Genomic DNA, 23019 nt, shown 5'->3' with positions numbered 1-23019 from the left:
ATTAGATTAATAGTCTATGTTATTTTATTTTTTAGACATTTTTTCTGCCAATAGCAAAGCATTGTAAGCATTTACCATTTTAGCCGTTTTAGATGATTCTGATGCCGGTTTAACCTCATTGTTCTCTCCTAAAGCTACATTTGCCGGAAGTGAAACACCTGACTCCATCAAAATCTGTTTTACTTGTGAAGCCTTTAATTTTGGATAATAAGAACGAATCAAAGTTGCAACTCCCGCAGCATTTGGAGATGCCATTGAAGTTCCTTGTAAATATTTATACTTATTATTAGGAATCGTTGCGTAAATTTCTTCACCCGGAGCAAAAACGTCTACATTTATTTTTCCGAAGTTAGAAAAATCAGCAATTACTGCCTCTCCATATACCTTATTAATTGCTCCGATTGTGATAACGTTGTCAGCGAATTCTTTTACGTTGTCCTGAGAATCGTTTGGATAATTAATGTTTTGCTTCTCATCAATATTATAACCGTCGTTTCCAGCTGCGTGAACAATCAACACGTCTTTTTTTGCCGCATACTTAATAGCATCGTAAACCCATTGTTTATGTGGCGAAAAACTTTTTCCAAAACTTCCGTTGATTACTTTAGCACCGTTATCAACAGCATAACGAATTGCCAAAGCAATATCTTTATCATATTCATCTCCATCCGGAACGGCTCTTACAGTCAAAATCTCTACATTATTTGCAACTCCGTCTCCTCCTAAATTATTACCGCGAACCTGCGCAATAATCCCGGCAACGTGAGTACCATGTAATGCTTCTTCCTTGTCTGGTCCAAAAACGATATTGTTTCCGTATTTAGTACTTTTAATATCTTCGGCATTATCCCCTAAAGGCTTTCTTCCGTCAAAATCTTTATTTAAATTATAATTTAACTGATTATAAACATGGCCTTTATAGTCTCCTAATTCAGCTTCAGGATCGAAAGTTGGCCCTGCATTTGTAAAAATTTGTGTCATTACAGCTTTACTTCTGGCTACTTTTGGATCAGTAGAAGTAATCGTATTCAAATCTTCACTTTTATACGTTTTTTTATTTAAAGCTGTTTTTATAGTATTATGTACATCCAGTAAAAAATCTACCTGTTCCTTATCTTTTAATGCTTTTTCGTATTTTTCAGTATACTGCGCAAGAGCATTTTTATATTGTTCAGAACCGTCATCGCCTTTTTTAACAATACGGGTCATTTCAAGATTTTCCTTCACGACATCTCCCAGAAAATTCCATCCGTGAATATCATCGATATAACCATTTTTATCATCATCGATTCCGTTACCCGGAATTTCCTTTGGATTAGTCCAGATTACTCCCTTTAGATCTTCGTGTTCGATATCAACACCAGAATCTACAACTCCAACAATTACTTTTTTACCTGTTTTTCCTTGAAGTAATTCAGCGTAAGCTTTATCTACACTCATTCCAGGAATAGAATCCTTAATAAGATCCAGATGAGACCATCTTTTCAGTTCATTTTCAGTAACCGGCGCTTTTTTAATAATAGCCAAAGGAGCTGTAATAGCCGTTTTGGGTGTTGAAACCTGCGCCTGAGAAGTAGCGCTAAAACCTGCTAAAACAAGCAATGCAAAAGCAGACAAACAATTTGATTTTGTATGATTCATGTATATGATTCTAATAAAAGTTAAAGATGGGTCTAAATTATGCTTTTTTGTTACAAAAAACTAACCGTTAACACTGTGTTATGAAATTTATGCCTGAAAGTATATTTTTTGTGTTAGTAAAACTAAAAAATTCAGTTTTCATTCGTTGAAAACTGGATTTTTTTATGAATATGTTTTTCCTGTAAAAATTATCCCTAACTTTATTCTTACGAGTTGATAACCAAAGAAATGAATGCTGTATATGAATAAAATTAGCTTTTTATTTTTTATTTTATTTTTTCTTAAAATCAGTGCGCAAACACCTGACACCTTAGCGCTCAAGAGCAATCAAATACCAAAAGCAGTTTATGAGCATACAACCGATACTTTAGTCCTTAAAAACAATGATGTTATAATTGGAGAAATAAAAATAATGAATAAAGGTGTACTCCAAATAGAAACAGATTACAGCAAGGATGATTTTAAACTGGAATGGAAAGAATTAAAATATATTTCTTCAACAAAAGTCCATATTATAAGCCTGAGTTCTGGGCTTTTATTAAACGGAATCCTTTCAAAAGGCAAAACCCCCTATAAATGTCAAATTACTAATGTTGACAGTAAAACCATATTTGAAGTAAAGCTTAACGAAATTGTTTATATCAAACCAGTTAATAACAGTTTTTGGGACAGGCTTGACGCCAGTTTTGATGCGGGAATAAAATTAACTAAGGCACAAAATCTACAACAATTGACTGTAAATGTAAATCTAGGCTACACTGCAAAAAGATGGTATGGAACTGCAACATATAAACAAATTCAGTCAATACAGGATGACAGCGATCCTATTCGAAGAATTGACACTGATTTAAGCTATATACACCTGCTTCCTAAGGATTATTTTATCCCTTTATCGGTCACTACTTTATCCAATACAGAACAAGACATTGACCTGCGTATCATTTCAAAAGCAGGATATGGAAAATATCTTATGCACAGCAACAAAAAATATTGGGGTGTGGCAGCCGGCTTGTCATTCAACCACGAACGTTATATTGGCACAAGCGAACCTAATAAAAGTTTGGAGCTCTTTCTGGGAACTGATTTGAATTTATACGATGTCGGCGATTTTAGCATTCAGTCAAAAGTAACCGTTTTTCCAAGTATAACCGAAAACAAAAGGGTTAGAACCGATTTTAACTTAGATACCAAATACGATCTCCCTTTAGATTTTTTCATAAAACTTTCGTTTGTCTACAACTATGACAACAAACCTAAGGACGGTGCTTCAAAAGACGATTATGTTTTTCAGACCACTTTTGGCTGGAAACTGGATTAAAAAGTTTATTTATATTTAGTGATTTACCGTTTATTGTATTTTCATTACTGCCAACTCTTCAATAATTCATAAACGACTCATTTTCAATAAAAAAATCACTATACAAAACTCCTAAAGATTAAAAATCATTATTTATAGTGATGTGTAACTTTTTTGTGCATTTTATTTTTGTAACTTAAAACTTACCCTATAAATCATGAAACCAAAATTTCTTTTTTTTCTTTTATTCTTAGTAAATGCAGGTGCATATGCTCAATACACCGCTATCCCCGATCCTAAATTCGAAGCCAAATTGATAGCATTAAAACTTGATGATGCTGCTGATGGCAAAGTATTAACTTCAAACATTAATACAGTGAAGAGCTTATCTATTTCATTTTCTTCCATAAAAGATTTAACAGGACTTCAGGATTTTACAGCACTAACAAGCTTAAATGTTGGTGCTAATGAGCTAACGACTCTTGATGTTTCCAAAAACACTGCTTTAATCAGTCTGTTTTGTTATAATAATCAGTTAACAACTTTAAATATCTCTAATAATACTGCATTAGCAAATTTACAGTGTTACAATAATTTCTTAACTAGTTTAGATGTAAGTAAAAATACTGCTTTGACTACTTTACAATGCCATTACAATAAAATAAACAGTTTGAATATCAGTAATAATTCAAAATTAACCGCTTTTTATTGTAATGATAATCTTTTGACATCTATAAATTTAAAAAACGGAAAGAATACTACACTCGGAATTTTAAATTTAAGAAATAATCCATTCCTTACTTGTATTAGTGTGGATGACGTAGCTTATGCAAACACTAAATGGGCTAATCAAAAAGATGATAGTACAGTTTTTGTTACTTATGATTGTGCAGCTACAACATCAATTTCTAATCCTCTGTTTGAGGATAAATTAATTGCGCTTGGTATTGATACCGATGGTAAAAATGGGTTAGTATTAAATTCCAGTATTGAAACAATAACAACATTAGATGTTTCTAATAGTTCATTAACTGATCTGACAGGTATAGAAGGATTTAAAGGACTTACAACTTTAAATGTTTCGAATAATTCATTAAAAAGTATTGATCTTTCCAAAAACACAGCGTTAACAAGTTTAAATTGTTCTAATAATGCAACATTAACCTGTATACAGGTTGCTAATATTGCTACTGCAAAAGCAAATATAACTACTAGTCAAGAGGCTAAAGACAAATTCAATTTAGATTGCAAAGCTTACACTTTAATACCTGATGCTAAATTTGAAGAAAAATTAATCTCTTTAGGATTAGATGACGTTGCAGACGGAAGAGTTCTTACATCAAAAATAAATAAAATCAAAGATTTAAATCTTAGAAGCAGTGGCATTGTTGATTTTACCGGAATTCAGGACTTTACAAACTTAACCACTTTGAATTGTTCGTACAATCATTATGCAACTACTTTAGACGTAAGCAACAACTTAAATTTAAAGAATTTATATTGTACAGACAATGATGTAAAGACTATAAAGCTTAGTAGCAGTTTAGTTAATTTAGAACTGGACAGAAATGAGCTGACCAGTTTGGATGTGAGCAAAAACACAGATTTAACTAATCTTTCATTTGTTTCAAATGCTGTATCCTCCATTGATGTAAGTAACAGCACTAAACTAAATAATTTAGCATTTAGCAACAACAATATAAGTGACCTTGATATTACCAAAAATACAGAATTAACGACTCTGGAATGCGGTAACAATAAAATAAAGAATCTGAATATATCTAAAAACACCAAATTGATTTTTTTAAATTGTGCTTACAATCAAATTACTAGTTTAAACACAACGGAAAATAAAGATTTACAAACTCTGGTGTGTGCTAATAACGAAATTGCAAATTTAGATGTAAGCAAAAATGAAAAACTAACTGGACTTAATGCTTCCGGAAATAAACTTACCAGTTTAGATGTGAGTAAAAACACTTCTTTACAAACATTGGCATTCAGTAGTAATCAAATTGAAAATATAGATATTAACAACGCCACAAAAATAACTTCGTTGAGTGTTTCAAAGAACAATTTATCAAATTTGAGCACGGGAAACCTGCCAGAATTAAATTACTTATACTGCGACAACAACAAAATAACTTCCTTAGATGTCAGTAAAAACACAAAATTATTACAACTGGATTGTTCTTCCAACCAGTTAACTTACCTAAACATAAAAAACAAAACAAGCAATTTTAAAAGTTTTAAATGTTTAATAAATCCCAATCTTACTTGTATTGCTGTTGACGATGTTACTACTGCGAATACCACCTGGATTAACTCCAAAGATACTAATGCCATTTTTAGCATTTATGACTGTTTAACTCTCACCCAAATCCCAAGTGAACTATTTGAAAATAAATTAATTGCTCTGGGTATTGATACTGATGGAAAAAATGGAATTGTTTTGAATTCAAGTATCGCCAATATAACGACTTTGGATGTTTCCAATAGTTCCCTGACTGATCTTATCGGTTTAGAAGGCTTCAAGTCTCTAACAAGCTTAAATTGTTCCAATAATTTATTCGACAACATTGATATATCCAAAAATCCGACATTAAATAACTTAAACTGTGATAATAATACTCTTTTGAGATGTATTTTAGTAGCAGATATCGAAGTAGCAAAAAAAACAGTGACCACAAGCCAGCAGACTAAAGATAAGTTTAGTTTAGACTGCACCATTTACACCATAATTCCAGATGCTAAGTTTGAAGCTAAATTAATCGCTTTGGGATATGACACAGAGCTTAATGGAAAAATACCTACAATCAATATTAATGAGTTAAAAACTTTAAACATTGGTTATTCGGAAATTACAGATTTAACCGGAATTCAAGATTTCGAAGCGTTGACCACTTTGAGTTGTTATAATAATAAGTTAACCACTCTCGATTTAAGTAAAAATCCTAACATAGTAAAGTTAGAGTGTAGTTTCAATAAAATCACCAACTTAAACATAAGTAATAATACAAATTTATCCGAACTAGCTTGTACTTCAAATAATCTTACACGTTTGGATTTGAGCAAAAACAAAGCTTTAACCCGTTTATCATGTTCAAATAATAATCTGACCCAATTAAATATAAAAAACGGAAACAATACCAATCTTAGCTATTTAAGTATATATTCAAACCCGCTTTTTTGTATCACTGTAGATGATGTTGTGTATGCAAATACGAAATGGAAAAGCCTATTAGGCCAGAATGCTATGTTTACTACTTATGATTGTACATCGGTTACAGTTATTCCAGATACAAAATTTGAAGATAAATTAATTGCTCTGGGTATTGATACTGATGGAAAAAATGGTATTGTCAATAATTCAAGTATTGAAAAATTAACTTCTTTGGATGTGTCAAATAGCTCCATCACAAACCTGACGGGACTTCATGGATTCAAGGCTTTATCAACTTTAAATTGTTATAATAATGTATTAAAAACATTAGATTTAGACCAGAACCCAACGCTAGTAAACTTAAATTGTAGTACGAACCAATTAACGGATTTAGTATTAGAAAAATGTATTGCATTAAAGGAATTAGATTTATCCTCAAATCAATTCACAAGATTAGAGTTAGATAAAAACGTTGCTCTTACTAAATTAAATTGTAATTCAAATAAATTATACTATGTAAATCTTCAAAACAATAAAGCGCTAACCTCTCTGTCTTGTAATACTAATGAATTTACTAGTTTGTCTTTAGGAGGTAATCAATTACAATATTTAGATTGTTCAGTTAATAAATTGAGTAGTTTATATTTAGAAGGTTTTACCGAATTACAGTCTTTAATTTGCTCTGATAATAAAATATTCAATTTGCGTATATCTGAAAATACGAAATTGAAAACCGTAACCGCAAATAACAACCAGGTAACTAATGTAGATCTATCTAAATTAACACTTTTGGAGTCATTAAATGTCTCTACAAACAAATTAACGCAGTTAGATGTTTCTAAAAACACAGCTTTAAAACAACTTTTTGGCAGTTCAAATCTGTTAACTTCAATAAATATTAGTTCAAATAAGTCTTTAACCGACTTAGATTGTTCCTCTAACAAGTTAACTGTCTTAAACTTAAAGAATGGGAATAATACCAAATTTAATTCTGCTGCCATTAATTTTAAAAATAATCCAGATTTAAGCTGTATTAAGGTAGATAATGAATCGTATTCTAATACGAATTGGGCGGCTAAAAAAGATAACACAGCTTCTTATTCTTTGTTTTGCGACTTAAATATTCCTGCAAACAATTTCTCCGTTGAAACCAGAAGTGAATCTTGTGTGAATCAAAAAAATGGAGGGATAAATATATCCGGAAAAGCATCCTATCCTTATGTGGCAAATATAAACGGACAAACAAAAGCATTTACAGATAACTCCTTAAACCTCGAAAATTTAGCTCCCGGAAACTACTCTGTTGTAATTACCATTCCGGATGAAAATTTTGAGCAGAAATATAATTTTACCATTGAAAAAGCATCAACCATTTCAGGAAAATCAAGTGTTTCATCTAAAGAAGTAAATGTAGAAATCACAGAAGGAACAGCTCCTTACACCGTTTTTGTAGATGGTATAGAACAATTTGAAACCCAGGAAACCAATTTTTCTATTACTGCTAAAAAAGGGCGTTTGCTAGAAGTAAAAACAGCAAAAGCCTGTGAAGGAGTATATGCAAAAGATATTTCTGAATTAGATATAATGGTCTCTGCTTACCCAAATCCAACTTCAGGTCAATTTTACATTAATGTCCCTACATCAAAAGAGGAAATTATTATACAAATAAACACTCTGGATGGCCGTGTCGTTTCGAATAAAAAATACATTTTAGACAACGGAATAGCTAAACTGACACTTGAAAATGAACCTCAGGGAGTATATTTTGCTACCGTTTACTTAGATACTATCAAAACTGTAAAAATTATAAAAAAATAAAAATGAAAAAATTTATATACTCATCCATCTTAGTCTTTTTATTAATGGCTTGCAGCAAAGGAGACGAGGAGGAAAATAATAACGGCGTTCCTGTAATACTGTCACCTGCAAATAATGAAGTGTGCGTTAATGATTACGTTTTTTTTGAGTGGGAGAAAATTCAAGATCAAAGTAATGACTATTTTATGTATCAAATAGAAATAGCTGCAGACAATCAATTCAAAGAAATTATAGAAACAGTAGAAACCGAATCTAATTCTACAGAAATAGGTTTAGAAAAGAATACAACTTATTACTGGAGAATTAAAAGCACTAATTCAGAAGGTTTATCCAGTAACTACAGTAAAACTTATAAATTCTATACAGAAGGAGAAACTGTTTATAATTATTTGCCAGAAGCACCGGAACTGAAAGCACCTGAAATGAATACTGCTTTAAATCCAACTAAGACTACTTTAAAATGGGAAGCTGCCGATTATGACGGCGATAATCTTAGTTATGATGTGTATTTTGGTACTGCAAATCCGCCTACAAAAAAAATCAGCGAAAAAAATACCACTACAACACTTGAAGTGACATTGGAACCTGGTAAAGAATACTTTTGGAGAGTAGTCGTAAAAGATAATAACGGAAGTGAAACCATTGGCCAAGTTTGGAAATTCAAAACCAATTAATCTCTTTGTATAATTTAAATCCCGCTTTCAAAATTATCTGAAAGCGGGATTTTTTTATGGTTTGTCTTAAAAAATATCTTCACAAGTAAAAACCTCTTTTAACCTCACTCCTTTTTCAGTATGCTCTACCGTAATAATCTGTTTATGGGCGTCATGTTCTAAAAACAAATAATAGTTTTTGTCGGCAGCTGCATTTAGCAATTTTGCCTTTTCGGGCATTGTCAGTAGCGGTCTTGTATCATATCCCATAACATAAGGAAGCGGAATATGTCCGGCAGTCGCTAATAAATCGGCACAAAAAACTATGGTTTTATCCTGATATTGAATGTGTGGAATCATTTGTTTTTCGGTATGACCGTCGACGTAGTAAATATCAAAATCCAATTCTTTTGAGAAGCCAAAATCACTGTTGGGTCTTTCAACAAAATTCAGCTGACCACTTTCCTGCATCGGCAAAATGTTTTCCGTCAGAAAAGAAGCTTTTTCGCGGGCATTTGGTTTTGTTGCCCATTCCCAATGATTTTCATTAGTCCAGAATTTAGCATTTTTAAAAGCAGGTTCATATCCGGTTTTGTCAGAATTCCATTGTACACTTCCTCCACAGTGATCGAAATGAAGATGTGTCATAAAAACATCTGTAATGTCATTTCGGTGAAAACCATATTTTGCCAAAGATTTATCTATAGAATGTGATCCCCAAAGCGAATAATAGCCGAAAAATTTCTCAGATTGTTTGTCCCCCATTCCGGTATCAATTAAAATCAGGCGGTTTCCATCTTCGATAAGGAGGCAGCGCGCTGCAATATCAATTAAATTATTGTCATCAGCAGGATTAGTTTTATTCCAGATTGTTTTTGGTACAACACCAAACATGGCGCCTCCGTCTAATTTAAAATTTCCTGATTCTATAGGATAAAGTTTCATGTGTTTCAATTTCTATGGTAAAACAAAACTAGGAAATACAATTTTTTATTCCTCAAATTAACGAAAATTTTAACGCAAATAAGAATTCCATCAATATCTAAATTAAAACCGTTTTAATCTGATTCTTAAGAAAAACCTTAACGATTAAGAATTTAAATAACTTATATCTATTTTAACATTTGTTATAATAATGTGAACCGTTATGGAAAAAGGTTTTTAAGTCGTATCTTTGCAAATAATTTCATTTCAGCATTGAAATCCAGCATTTTAAAAAAACAATATTTTTTTGATTTGGATTAAAAAACGAAAGAAAAATACAAATACATAAACAATGATAAAAGTTTCTGATACAGCCAAAAAGAAAATCATCGATTTAATGAATGATGATGGTTTTGATGCCGCACATGACTACGTACGTGTAGGGGTGAAAAGCGGCGGATGCTCTGGTTTGTCTTATGATTTAAAATTTGATAAAACCAAAGGCGATGATGACAAAATATTCGTAGACAATGATATACAAATCGCAGTTGAAAAAAAATCATTCCTTTATTTAGCCGGAACAATTTTAGAATTCTCAGGCGGATTAAACGGAAAAGGATTCGTTTTCAATAACCCTAACGCAAGCAGAACTTGCGGATGTGGAGAATCATTCTCTCTTTAAAAATAATTAAATGATTGCAAAATTTAAAGATTTAAAAATTACCAAAGTGATTTTATTTAAATCCTTCGATTTTTAAATCTTTCAATAAAAAAACAATGAGCAAATACACCGAAGACGATTTAAAAATCGAACTGGAAACTAAAGAATATGAGTACGGATTTTATACCAATATAGAATCTGAGACTTTTCCTATTGGCTTAAACGAAGAAATTGTAAGAGCTATTTCTCTTAAAAAAGAAGAACCTGAATGGATGACCGAATGGCGCATCGAGGCTTTCCGTGCTTGGAAAGAAATGATCGAGCCAGAATGGGCAAACGTACAATACGAAAAACCAGATTTTCAGGCAATCTCTTACTATTCGGCTCCAAAACAAGTAGATCCTAATAAAACTTTGGATGATGTTGATCCAGAATTATTAGAGATGTATAAAAAACTTGGAATTTCTGTTGACGAACAAAAAATGATGAACAATGTCGCTATGGATATTGTTGTCGATTCTGTTTCTGTAGCAACAACTTTCAAGAAAACTTTAGCTGAAAAAGGAATTATTTTTTGTCCCATTTCTGAAGCTATCAAAGAACATCCTGAATTAGTAAAAAAATATTTAGGAACTGTTGTACCTCAAAAAGACAACTTCTACGCAGCATTAAACTCAGCCGTTTTCTCTGACGGAAGTTTCTGTTATATTCCAAAAGGCGTTAAATGCCCAATGGAACTTTCAACGTATTTCAGAATCAATCAGGCAGGAACCGGACAATTCGAAAGAACCCTGGTTATTGCTGATGAAGGAAGCTACGTTTCTTACCTTGAAGGATGTACAGCTCCAAGCCGTGACGAAAATCAATTACACGCCGCTGTGGTTGAATTAATCGCTTTGGATAATGCAGAAATTAAATATTCTACCGTTCAAAACTGGTTTCCTGGAAACAAAGAAGGAAAAGGTGGAGTTTACAACTTCGTAACTAAAAGAGGTTTATGCGAAACAAACGCTAAAATTTCTTGGACACAGGTTGAAACAGGTTCTGCTGTAACCTGGAAATATCCTTCTTGTGTACTTAAAGGAGATAATTCGGTAGGAGAATTTTATTCTATTGCCGTTACCAATAATTACCAACAAGCAGATACTGGGACAAAAATGATCCATTTAGGAAAAAATACTAAATCGACTATTATTTCTAAAGGTATTTCGGCTGGAAAATCACAAAACAGTTACCGTGGATTAGTGCAAATTAGCCCAAGAGCTGAGAATGCAAGAAACTTTTCACAATGTGATTCTCTTTTAATGGGTAACAATTGTGGAGCACATACTTTTCCTTATATCGAAAGTAAAAATCCATCGGCTAAAATCGAGCACGAAGCCACTACGAGTAAAATTGGAGAAGATCAGGTTTTTTATTGCAACCAAAGAGGTATCCCAACTGAAAAAGCGATTGCCTTGATTGTAAACGGTTTCAGTAAAGATGTATTGAATAAACTTCCGATGGAATTTGCTGTTGAAGCTCAAAAATTATTAGAGATTTCTTTAGAAGGATCTGTGGGATAATAAAAATTAGAATATATGGATATCATCTTAAAAAATGTAAAGAAAAAAGATTTTCCAGTTTTAAAATCACTGGCAAAATCTCTTGGTTTTGAAATTGTTGAAGAGAAAGAAAAACCATATAATCCAGAATTTGTAAAAGAGATTTTACAAGGCCAAAAAGACATAAAAGAAGGTAGAGGCATTAAAATGACAATGGAGGAATTAAAAGCTTTATGCAAATAATATTTACTCCAAAAGCTAAAAAAGATTTAGATTTTTGGGTCAAATCCGGAAATAAAAATATCCTTAAAAAGATTAATGCTTTGATTGAAGACATACAACTTCATCCTTTTGATGGAATTGGAAAACCAGAACAATTAAAATATGATTTATCTGGAGTTTGGTCAAGACGAATTGATAGAGAACACAGATTAGTTTATGAAATCATAGACGAAGATACAATTGAAATACTAAATTTACTTTCTCTGAAAGGACATTACGAATAAAAACAAAAAAGTGACAATCTTGAAATTTTCGAATTTCAAATTATCTAATTTTCAAATAAAAAAGATGTTATCAATAAAAAACCTTCACGCCTCAATTGGTGATAAAGAAATCCTAAAAGGAATTAATATAGAAGTTAAAGCTGGAGAAGTTCACGCGATAATGGGACCAAACGGTTCCGGAAAAAGTACACTTTCTGCTGTTATCGCAGGAAACGAAAACTACGAAGTTACAGATGGAGAGGTTATCCTTGACGGAGAAGATCTTGCTGATTTAGCTCCGGAAGAAAGAGCACACAAAGGCGTTTTCCTTTCGTTTCAATATCCGGTAGAAATTCCAGGAGTTAGCGTTACTAACTTCATGAAAACTGCTATCAACGAAACTCGTAAAGCAAACGGTCAGGAAGAAATGCCTGCAAACGAAATGCTAAAAGTGATTCGTGAGAAATCTGAACTATTAGAAATTGACCGTAAATTTTTATCTCGCTCTTTAAACGAAGGTTTTTCCGGAGGAGAGAAAAAAAGAAACGAGATTTTTCAAATGGCAATGTTAGAGCCAAAATTAGCCATCCTTGACGAAACCGATTCTGGTCTTGATATCGATGCTTTAAGAATTGTAGCTAATGGAGTTAACAAATTAAAAAGCGATAAAAATGCTATCATTGTGATCACGCACTACCAACGTTTGTTAGATTATATCGTTCCGGATTTCGTTCACGTTCTTTACAACGGGAGAATCGTAAAATCTGGCGGAAAAGAACTAGCTTACGAATTAGAAGAAAAAGGATACGACTGGATTAAGGCAGAGAATTAGTCAGTCTGAAAGTCGAAAGTCAAAAGTCATAAAGTCGAAAATACAATATGAGTAAGTTCAAATCTTTTGAGGAAATAAATTCTTGGCAAAAATCTCGAATCTTCAATAAGAAAATATATTTGATTACTGAAAATTCTAATTTCAAAAGGGACTTTGATTTTGTTAGACAAATAAGACGCGCATCACTTTCTATATCATCAAATATAGCAGAAGGTTTTGAAAGAAATACAGATAAAGAGTTTGTTTATTTTTTATATGTAGCCAAAGCATCAGCAGGAGAAGTTAGATCTCAATTATATTTAGCTTTTGATTTAGAATATATTATAAAAGAAGAATTTGAAATGCTTTTAAATTTGGTAACTGAAATATCGAAATTATTAAGCGGTTTCATTAAATATTTGAGTCAAAAGTCATAAAGTCAAAAGTTATAAAGTCTTTTTTAGACTCAACTTAATTTATGATTTTTTCACAAAAATAGTCGACAATCTAAAGTCTTTCGACTTTCGACTTTCGACTTTAAGACTAAAAAACAAAATGGATTTAAAAGAAAAATTAGTATCGTCTTTTATGGCTTTTGAAGAGCGTGTAGATGTGCATTCAGATTTACATGACATACGCACAAATGCCTTAAAAAACTTCGAAAATAAAGGTTTCCCAACCAAAAAAGAAGAAGCCTGGAAATATACATCGTTAAACGCCATCTTAAAAAATGACTTTACGGTTTTTCCAAAGCAGGAAAATGCAATCGAATTCAATCAGGTAAAAAAATATTTTTTACACGAAATTGATACGTACAAATTAGTATTTATTGATGGCGTTTTCAGTTCGCATTTGTCTTCTACAACGCATGACGGAATCGATGTTTGCTTAATGTCATCTGCATTGACAAAACCAAAATATAAAATGGTTATTGATACGTACTTTAATCAGATTGCAAGCAAAGATGACAGCTTGACTTCATTGAATACGGCTTTTGCAATTGAAGGTGCGTTTATCAATATTCCGAAGAAAAAAGTAGCGGATAAACCAATTGAGATTATGTATTTCTCAACTGGAAACGAGTCTGCTTTAATGGTTCAACCAAGAAATTTGGTTATTGTGGGTGAAAATTCACATGTTCAAATTATTGAGCGTCACCAAAGTTTGAATGAAAATCCGGTTTTAACGAATTCTGTTACAGAGATTTTTGCTCAAAAACGTGCCATTGTGGATTATTACAAAATTCAAAACGACAACAGCGAAGCGAATTTAATTGACAACACTTATGTTTCTCAGCAACAAGAAAGCCATGCTTATGTTCATACGTTTTCATTTGGTGGAAATTTAACTCGTAACAACTTGAACTTTTACCATTTTGGAGAAAGATTAACAAGTACGCTTAATGGAATTTCTATCTTAAATGACAAACAGCACGTTGATCATTACACTTTGGTAAACCACGCACAGCCAAACTGTGAAAGTTTCCAGGATTATAAAGGAATTTTCTCTGATCGCTCAACAGGAGTTTTCAACGGAAAAGTTTTAGTTGAAAAAGAAGCTCAAAAAACAAATGCTTTCCAAAAAAGCAACAATATTTTACTGAGTGACAAAGCGACTATCAACGCAAAACCTCAATTGGAAATTTTTGCTGATGATGTAAAATGTTCTCACGGATGTACTGTTGGACAGCTTGATGAAACAGCCATGTTCTACATGCAGTCTCGTGGAATCCCGAAAAAAGAAGCTAAAGCTTTATTGATGTACGCATTCTCAAATGCCGTTATTGAAAGCATCAAAATACCGGAATTAAAACAAAGAATTACTAAAATCATTGCGACAAAATTAGGCGTGAATTTAGGATTCGATTTGTAAAAAAATCCATTTTATAATATTATACCCGACAGGTTTCAAAAACTTGTCGGGTATTTTTTTATCAAAATAACCTATTTGCAAACCATTTTTTTGTGTTTATCTGGACTAAAAACACACAATCAACATTACATATAAAATGCTGCTAACCAATTATTTTAAAAACAAAAAATATATAATTTTGTAAAAATCCAAAAACTATTTAATGTCTATGAAAAAAAACTACTTTTTTAAAAACCGCTTTTCTCTTCTATTTACTTTATTTTGTTGTGTAGCAGTTCATTCACAAGTTCCCCACATCATTAAAGTAATAAACAATTCAGGAAAAAATATAAGTTCCAATCCTCAAAATTTCGTAGTGATAGGAGGAATTACTTATTTCACAGCTACTACAGCGACAAATGGTAATGAATTATGGAAGACAGATGGTACTACTTCTGGCACTGTATTAGTAAAAGATCTTAACCCAGGTGCTGGAAATTCTTTCCCACAAAAATTAACCAATGTAAATGGCACGCTCTTTTTTAATGCAACTGATGATGTAAATGGCTCAGAATTGTGGAAATCTGACGGAACTGAAGCAGGAACGGTACTTGTCAAGGATATAAATTTTGGAACAGGAAATTCAAATCCTCAAAATTTATGTAATGTGAATGGTACACTTTATTTTAATGCAACTGATGCTACAAATGGCAAAGAATTATGGAAATCTGATGGAACAACTGTAGGTACGGTACTTGTAAAAGATATCAATATAGGTTCTGGTGATTCTTCTCCAGAATATTTAACCAATATAAATGGCACGCTATTCTTTAAAGCCGGTGATGCAAATGGTAAAGAATTATGGAAGTCTGATGGTACAATAGCCGGTACAATATTAATAAAAGACATCAATGCGGGTCCAGGAAATTCAAATCCATATTATTTAACGAATGTAAACGGTACTCTTTTTTTTGGGGCCAGCAATGACACAAGTGGTGAAGAATTATGGAAATCTGATGGTACTGCAGCTGGTACAGTATTGGTAAAAGAAATTGTACCAGGCTCCGGAAGTCCTGCTATTAGTAATTTAACCAATATAAACGGCGCACTTTTTTTTAGTGCCAATAGTGGTAATGGACCAAAATTGTGGAAATCTGATGGTACAGAAGCAGGCACAGTACTTATAAAAGATACCAATGTCGTTATGGGTGAAAGTTTTACCAATATAAATGGCACATTCTTTTTTGGCGCAACTGATGCTTCAAATGGTACCGAACTATGGAAATCTGATGGTACAGAAGCTGGTACAGTTTTGGTAAAAGATATTTATTCAGGTTCAGGATATTCTTATCCACAATTTTTAACCAATTTAGGCGGCGTACTTTATTTTAGCGCAATTAATGCTGCAAATGGGCAAGAATTATGGAAGTCTGATGGCACAGCAGCAGGGACAATATTGATAAAAGATATTAATCCCGGCTCTGGGCATTCAAGCCCTGCTTATTTAATCAATGCGAATGGTACATTATATTTTACAGCAAATGTAGCGCACAACAATTTTAGTTATGGCCAGGAATTGTGGAAATTAGACAATTGTACAACTTCCAATAAAGAAGTTAGTATTATAGGAAACACAACTTATTTTAACACTCAGATTCAAGTGTCTCCTAATACAGCTTCATGTCAATGTGATATTTTCAATTCTTTACTATCTACTGTAAATGCTATTGGAGCAAACCCTGTAAGCGGAGAGGTAAGTTCTAAAATCTGGATAGAAAACTCACAACCTGCAAATTATGTAAAACGCCATTATGAATTAAATCCGGCAACTAATCCCACAACTGCTACAGCAAAAATTACCTTATATTTTACTCAGGAAGAATTTGATGCCTATAATGCTGTCAATTCATCATCTATGCTGCCTTCTAATGATTCAGATAATACAGGGAAATCAAATCTTAGAATCGAAAAATATACTGGTACAACAGTTGATGGTTTACCTGATTCTTATGGCGTAACCAGTGCTGAAATAGATCCAACAGACAGTGATGTTGTATGGAATGCTGCATTAAACCGTTGGGAAATTAGTTTTGAAACTACTGGTTTTGGAGGTTATTTTGTAAAAACAAGTGGTATTGATTTAGGTACGAATGACAATATTAAACGTCCTGAATTTGCAATCTATCCAAATCCTGCAACAGAAGAGGTACAAATCAATTTATTCAATGCTGACAATGCAAAACTAACCCTGATAGATATTAATGGAAAAGTTCTTCTGACAAAAAATATTCAGGAGCAGGATTCTGTAAATATTTCTAATTTACCTGCCAATATTTACTTTGTAAAAATTGACAGTGAGAAAGGAAAGGCTGTGAAAAAAATAATCAAAAAATAACATATTTATTTCCATTGCAAGCCGACAAGTTTAAAATTTGTCGGCTTTTTTTTAATTTGAAAAATTACAATTCAAAACTTTTCCCCTGTTCAGGAAAAATAAATTTCAATCCCAAATCATTCTGAATTTTCAACTGTTCTTTAATTTTTACAATATTTTTTGCAGGCGGTTTCAAATGTGTAACTACTATTTTAAATCCGTTTAAAGAATCTTTACCTGCCAGTTTCTCTAATTCATGAAGTTCGTCCATCAAGTATTTTGGTGTCAGATGACCAAATAAAAACTGATCCGGCTGTTCATTCGGGAATGAAACTTCTATAAAAATGCCTTTTAATTTTTTGTTCTGAACTAATGGCGCAACCGCCGTCCATAACTCTTTTAAATTATTGCTTTTCTCTACTGCGTCAGGCCCTGTATCACCAAGGTATAAAACAAAAGCATCGTTGTTTTTAACTAAAAAAGCAGTACTTTCAAAAGGATTGACATGACTTAAAGTAAAAATTTTTACCGTCATTGTCGTATTGGCAATTGGAGTTTCTTCACCAATATTTAAAGTCTGAAAATGATACCGCTTAATATGGAAACCCGGTCCTTCGTCGCCAAAATTAGCCCAGGTCTGGTCATTAAAATAATGGTTTTCCATCATTTCCATACACCTTTTTGTAGCATAAACTGTTTTTGAAGAATCTGCCGGAGAGTTAATTATCAAACCCGAAACATGATCTAAATGAGCGTGCGAAATCAAATATCCTTTGATGTATTTTCGTAAAACTTCGCTTGCTGAAACCTTGAATACCTTATTTTCAATAGCTTTTTCGATTCCTGAATTAATGGTTCCGGCATCAAGGCAGATATAATCTGTGGTATTAAAAGGTGCCACTAAATAGGCTGAAAGATTTTTTTCATCTATTCCGCCCTTAACACCCAAAGGAACAACCTGAAAAGCTGCTTTTTGTTTTTTTTGAGAAAATGAATTGGCTGATATTAAAACCAAAGAAACCAACAGCATTTTTATAATTTTCATACCTAACATTTTTATAGTTACAAATTTCATCAATTAAGACAAATTTAGCGACTTCTAATTGTGAAAATCCTAAAATTAGAGCTAAATTTACTTTTGTCTCGAATGGAAAATTCAATCCTAAAACAATATCTTTACATTAAAATATCACATTTTAAAATAAAAAAGTTACAATGGCAACAATAACCTCTCAGTTTGGAATAAATGAAGCCCTTGAAAAATTGGGCATCAAATTTATAAATGAAGGAACATCAACAGGTGTAGAAAATTTTTCTTCCGGCGAAATTTTAGACAGCTATTCTCCAGTTGACGGAAAATTAATTGCATCTGTAAAAATGTCTACAGCTGAAGATTATGAAAAGGTAATGCAGTCAGCAACGGAAGCTTTTAAAACATTTCGCTTAATTCCAGCACCTCAGCGTGGAGAAATTGTGCGCCAGTTTGGAGAAAAATTGCGCCAAAACAAAGAAGCACTTGGAAAATTGGTTTCGTATGAAATGGGTAAATCATTACAGGAAGGCTACGGAGAAGTACAGGAAATGATTGACATTTGTGATTTTGCAGTGGGTTTATCACGACAGCTACACGGATTAACCATGCATTCTGAAAGACCTGGGCATCGCATGTACGAACAATATCATTCTTTAGGAATTGTCGGAATTATTTCTGCCTTTAATTTTCCTGTTGCAGTTTGGTCATGGAATACGGCTTTAGCGTGGATTTGCGGTGATGTTTGTGTCTGGAAACCTTCAGAAAAAACACCTCTTTGTGGAATTGCCTGTCAAAATATAATTGCTCAGGTCATTAAAGAAAATAATTTGCCTGAAGGTATTTCATGTCTGATAAATGGCGATTATACGATTGGCGAATTAATGACCGCCGATACCCGGATTCCTCTAATTTCTGCAACCGGTTCTACACGAATGGGAAAAATAGTCGCTCAGGCTGTTGCCGGACGTTTAGGCAAATCATTATTAGAATTAGGAGGAAACAATGCTATTATTGTTACTCCTGATGCCGATATTAAAATGACCGTGATTGGTGCTGTTTTTGGCGCCGTTGGTACTGCAGGGCAACGCTGTACTTCAACCAGAAGATTAATTGTTCACGAAAATATTTATGATAAGGTAAAAGAGGCATTGATTACCGCTTATAAGCAATTAAGAATCGGAAATCCGCTTGACGAAAACAATCATGTGGGGCCATTAATTGATATTCATGCTGTTGAAATGTATGCAAAAGCTCTCAACAGAGTTGTTGCAGAAGGCGGAACAATTTTAGTTGAAGGTGGTGTACTTTCAGGCGAGGGCTATGAAAGTGGCTGTTATGTTAAACCTGCAATTGCCGAAGCCGAAAACTCATTCGAAATAGTACAGCACGAAACCTTTGCACCGGTTTTATATCTGATGAAATATTCCGGAGATGTAGAAAATGCGATCGAACAACAAAATGGTGTCCCTCAAGGATTATCATCAGCCATTATGACAAACAACCTGCGTGAAGCTGAAAAGTTTTTATCTGTAACTGGTTCTGATTGCGGAATCGCAAATGTAAACATAGGAACTTCGGGTGCTGAAATTGGAGGTGCTTTTGGAGGCGAAAAGGAAACCGGAGGCGGAAGAGAATCGGGTTCAGATGCATGGAAAGTTTACATGAGACGCCAGACTAACACTATTAATTATTCAACAAGCCTGCCATTGGCACAGGGAATAAAATTTGATTTGTAAACATGTTCTAAATCATAAAAGGCTTCCGATTTCGGAAGCCTTCTACTTTAAAAAATAATGGTTAGTTAGTTGGGTTATTATTTTTTAATTATAATTTTTGTCGTAACACTGTTTTCGGCATAAACTTTTACCAAGTAACTGCCATTGGCAAGATTACCCATATCAATACTGGTATTATTTCCTGTTTGTGAATTTACCAAAGCTCCTGTCAAGTTATATACTTCTACTTTTTGAATCGCTTTATCTGAGTCAATATTCAGCTCATTTACAACCGGATTTGGATATAAAGTTAGTGCCTTAGCCTCTACTACTTCATCTTTTGAACTATCTGATAAATTTGATGTCATACGTGAAGTTGTATTATACGCCGTACTTATATAATACAAGTTTGCAACAGACCCTTTTGTTATCGTATTTACTCCTGCAGGAACCGAAACTGTCACAATTCCTCCAACAGCAGTATAAGACACATTGTTAACCTTTATTGTCCCTGTAAAATTAGAGTCAAATACCAATGTCAAAGTTGATGCACTTGTTGTCGTATAATTAATTGATGTACTGGATTCAATTTTTAAACGAGCCGTCAATGTAAGCCCTGCGTATGTTACAGAACCTGCTGTGGAATTCATGTTTCCGGTAATAGTGTAGAATGTACTGGTTTTTCCAGAAGTTGTAAAATTATGAATCTGGTTTCCTGCTGATGTCCCCGTCACGGTAATTGTGCCCGAACCTGTAGCAGCCGTTCCTGTTCCTGTTGTAGTAATAGAATACGAAACTGTTGCTGTTGGAGTACCTGAAATTGTAATAGTTTTGGCGGTTGTATTTTTTACAAAAGTAATTCCCGATGCCGGCAATCCTGTTACTGTAGCATCTGTTGCGCTTCCGCCCCAGGTAAAAACAATTGAACTAATAGCTGTGCCGCTTGTTACACTCTGGTTATTGTTTGTAGTTGAAGTAAGTGTCTGGGCACTTGCCGCCGTCACGGTAATAGTTCCTGATCCTGTAGCAGCTGTTCCTGTTCCTGTCGTAGCAATAGAATACGAAACTGTCGCTGTTGGAGTACCTGAAATTGTAATAGTTTTGGCGGTTGTATTTTTTACAAAAGTAATTCCTGAAGCTGGCAATCCTGTTACCGTAGCATCCGTAGCATCTCCACCCCAGGTAAAAACAATAGAACTAATAGCCGTACCACTCGTTACAGTCTGACTGTTGTTGTTAGTTGAAGTAAGCGTCTGATTACTTACAACACTTGTTTCACCTTGTACTGAAACCAATGTTCCTGTATAATTTGTCAAAGCCGATTTTAATGCTGTGATTACAGTAGACGAAGCATCATCAACAGCATTATCAAAAGTCCATTTTAAATCTCCTCCTGAAACACGTCCTGAATACTGCATTACTTTAGTTTGCGCTACCGCAGGCTGGTCTATAACGAGATTTTTCACATATAAAGCGGCATCTGTATCAAAATTATTGTAACTATTCGCTCCTAGCTTTGATTTAATACTGCTGCTTATAACTTCACCTCTTGTTGCAGTTTCAATTGCATCAAACTCAACAGGGTAATTAGTCGCATTATAAGGAACGTAACGTGTCTGACCTGTCATAGTATTATTAAATGCTTTAATGGTACCTCCGGCTTCTCCGGAAAAAGTCCCCGTAGTATCATAAAAAATATCCGTTCCTTGTTTAGATGTAAGCATAGGATATTTACAATTACGAAAAACATTTCCTTCAATAAATAAAGAAGATCCTAATGTTGAACCGGCTCCGTATTTTGAATTTCCATCATAATAATTATTATAAATATGAGCCGAATAATAACGAACCCTTGGATGGCGAGAATCAGAATGATCAAACCAGTTATGATGATATGTGATATATAAACCAGTTGTTGTTCCTTCACTCAAACCTAAAAGACTTGCTTTTCCGCTATCCCAAAAATGATTATAAGACAATGTAATGTATGTTGATGACTTATTATCTAATGCGCCATCACCTTTTATCTGGTCAGCATCGCTACCGGCATCTCCATAAAACAAGTCGCAGTTATGAACCCAGATATGATCGTTGTCCTGCTGCATTCCAACATTATCACCTGCTGTACTATTGCAGTTCATGAATCCAATATTGCTAACTTCAATATTCGAAGCTGATTTAAGACGTACACCCCAACCATTGGCAACTGCATCATTACCAACACCTTCTAAAGTCACATAACTAGAAGCGTTATTGGCATTTTCGATAACCACATCTCCGCCTTCCATAACTGACATATCTGTAATATTTCCTAACAGACGAATGATAAAAGGACGAGTATCTTTTCCTTTTTTAATGGCATACAAAATGTTTTGCAATCCCACACACGGATTTGCACTTGCCCCGGTAATATCCATCGAAATCGTATTTTTGGTATTCTGTGAAATGTACAGAATCACCGCCCCATCCTTAGGAGTACCATCAGCTTTATAACCTCCGGGAACACGGCCGCCATCAAAAGCAAAACCATTACGATCCTGAGCCAATACAGTCAAAGTACTTGTGGTAGTACCCGTTCCTTCAACACCCGAAATTACGGGTTTAACCTTTACAGTATAAGTCCCGGCTTTAAGTCCCGGGATATCCGCACGATAATAAGAACCATAACTGCGGATTAACTGATTGTCAATTTTTTTGTCAGTAAAACCGTTTCCGGTATAATAGACATTGTAAGTCTGGGCATTACTGACAGGCTGCCATTTCACAAAAGCAGATTCGAGCCAGCCGGCCGCCTCATTAATTTGCTGTGACCATGTTTGCATGGAAGCAAACAAAACGGTCAAAAAAAATAATTTTTTTTTCATTTTAGTGGTTTTGGTTTAATTGATAGTTTAATAAAGTGGTTTGTTTGTACGAATACAAATATTAAATTGTAATCGATTACGCAAAAATATATAAAATTTGAATATTCATAATATTTCAGCATTAAAAAAACACATTGAATAAAAAAATGAGCATTTAAATAGTTAAAATGTAATTTGTTGCATTA

Annotated in this window: 16 protein-coding genes; 12 read left to right on the top strand and 4 right to left on the bottom strand. The window is 33.5% G+C overall.

Annotated features, from left to right (window positions below):
* Positions 1–24: 24 nt before the first annotated feature.
* Positions 25–1641: a S8 family peptidase gene (locus AAEO57_RS09315; protein WP_341691893.1), complete on the bottom strand. Its 1617-nt coding sequence runs from the start codon at positions 1639–1641 to the stop codon at positions 25–27.
* 241 nt (positions 1642–1882) lie between these two features.
* Here AAEO57_RS09315 and AAEO57_RS09310 point away from each other — a divergent pair, with 241 nt between their 5' ends.
* The 3 genes from AAEO57_RS09310 to AAEO57_RS09300 all read left to right on the top strand — a co-directional run bounded on the left by AAEO57_RS09310 (position 1883) and on the right by AAEO57_RS09300 (position 8593).
* The gene (locus tag AAEO57_RS09310; protein ID WP_341691891.1) at positions 1883–2959 is read left to right on the top strand and encodes a DUF481 domain-containing protein; all 1077 of its coding nucleotides are present in this window, start codon (positions 1883–1885) and stop codon (positions 2957–2959) included.
* 196 nt (positions 2960–3155) lie between these two features.
* Positions 3156–7919: a T9SS type A sorting domain-containing protein gene (locus tag AAEO57_RS09305; RefSeq protein WP_341691889.1), complete on the top strand. Its 4764-nt coding sequence runs from the start codon at positions 3156–3158 to the stop codon at positions 7917–7919.
* Between the two features lie 2 nt (positions 7920–7921).
* Entirely contained in the window at positions 7922–8593 is a 672-nt protein-coding gene (locus tag AAEO57_RS09300) for a fibronectin type III domain-containing protein (RefSeq protein ID WP_341691887.1), read from the top strand.
* Between the two features lie 66 nt (positions 8594–8659).
* On the opposite strand, the gene AAEO57_RS09295 is transcribed toward AAEO57_RS09300, so the two are convergent.
* Entirely contained in the window at positions 8660–9517 is an 858-nt protein-coding gene (locus AAEO57_RS09295; RefSeq protein WP_341691885.1) for an MBL fold metallo-hydrolase, read from the bottom strand.
* A gap of 331 nt (positions 9518–9848) precedes the next feature.
* On the opposite strand from AAEO57_RS09295, the gene AAEO57_RS09290 reads away from it, so the two are divergent.
* The 8 genes from AAEO57_RS09290 (at position 9849) to AAEO57_RS09255 (ending at position 17243) form a co-directional block, all read left to right on the top strand.
* Positions 9849–10178: a HesB/IscA family protein gene (locus AAEO57_RS09290; RefSeq protein ID WP_341691883.1), complete on the top strand. Its 330-nt coding sequence runs from the start codon at positions 9849–9851 to the stop codon at positions 10176–10178.
* Between the two features lie 95 nt (positions 10179–10273).
* Positions 10274–11722 (top strand): Fe-S cluster assembly protein SufB, encoded by a 1449-nt coding sequence (gene sufB / locus AAEO57_RS09285; RefSeq protein ID WP_341691881.1) that lies wholly within the window; start codon positions 10274–10276, stop codon positions 11720–11722.
* Between the two features lie 15 nt (positions 11723–11737).
* Positions 11738–11944: a DUF2683 family protein gene (locus AAEO57_RS09280; RefSeq protein WP_341691879.1), complete on the top strand. Its 207-nt coding sequence runs from the start codon at positions 11738–11740 to the stop codon at positions 11942–11944.
* Positions 11935–12207 (top strand): Txe/YoeB family addiction module toxin, encoded by a 273-nt coding sequence (locus tag AAEO57_RS09275; protein ID WP_341691877.1) that lies wholly within the window; start codon positions 11935–11937, stop codon positions 12205–12207. Before AAEO57_RS09280 ends, AAEO57_RS09275 begins: the two co-directional genes overlap by 10 nt.
* 64 nt (positions 12208–12271) lie before the next feature.
* Positions 12272–13018 (top strand): Fe-S cluster assembly ATPase SufC, encoded by a 747-nt coding sequence (gene sufC / locus AAEO57_RS09270; RefSeq protein WP_029271512.1) that lies wholly within the window; start codon positions 12272–12274, stop codon positions 13016–13018.
* Positions 13019–13065: 47 nt separating this feature from the next.
* Positions 13066–13434, top strand: a complete 369-nt coding sequence (locus AAEO57_RS09265) for a four helix bundle protein (protein WP_341691872.1) — start codon at positions 13066–13068, stop codon at positions 13432–13434.
* Positions 13435–13552: 118 nt separating this feature from the next.
* Positions 13553–14869: a Fe-S cluster assembly protein SufD gene (sufD, locus tag AAEO57_RS09260; RefSeq protein ID WP_286968398.1), complete on the top strand. Its 1317-nt coding sequence runs from the start codon at positions 13553–13555 to the stop codon at positions 14867–14869.
* Between the two features lie 208 nt (positions 14870–15077).
* Positions 15078–17243 carry an ELWxxDGT repeat protein gene (locus AAEO57_RS09255; protein ID WP_341691868.1) on the top strand — a complete coding sequence of 722 codons (2166 nt, stop codon included), beginning with the start codon at positions 15078–15080 and terminating at the stop codon, positions 17241–17243.
* A 64-nt stretch (positions 17244–17307) separates the two neighbouring features.
* Here the strand turns inward: AAEO57_RS09255 and AAEO57_RS09250 are convergent, their stop codons facing one another.
* Positions 17308–18267: an MBL fold metallo-hydrolase gene (locus AAEO57_RS09250; RefSeq protein ID WP_341691866.1), complete on the bottom strand. Its 960-nt coding sequence runs from the start codon at positions 18265–18267 to the stop codon at positions 17308–17310.
* Positions 18268–18437: 170 nt separating this feature from the next.
* On the opposite strand from AAEO57_RS09250, the gene amaB reads away from it, so the two are divergent.
* Positions 18438–19991: an L-piperidine-6-carboxylate dehydrogenase gene (amaB, locus tag AAEO57_RS09245; protein ID WP_341691864.1), complete on the top strand. Its 1554-nt coding sequence runs from the start codon at positions 18438–18440 to the stop codon at positions 19989–19991.
* 77 nt (positions 19992–20068) lie between these two features.
* Here amaB and AAEO57_RS09240 read toward each other — a convergent pair whose 3' ends face one another.
* Positions 20069–22834 carry a pectate lyase family protein gene (locus AAEO57_RS09240; protein WP_341691862.1) on the bottom strand — a complete coding sequence of 922 codons (2766 nt, stop codon included), beginning with the start codon at positions 22832–22834 and terminating at the stop codon, positions 20069–20071.
* Positions 22835–23019: the final 185 nt, after the last annotated feature.

This window comes from Flavobacterium calami (assembly GCF_038290035.1).
Taxonomy (GTDB): domain Bacteria; phylum Bacteroidota; class Bacteroidia; order Flavobacteriales; family Flavobacteriaceae; genus Flavobacterium; species Flavobacterium calami.
Note: the sequence above shows the minus strand (reverse complement) of the source record. Positions and strands in the feature narration are given on the sequence as shown.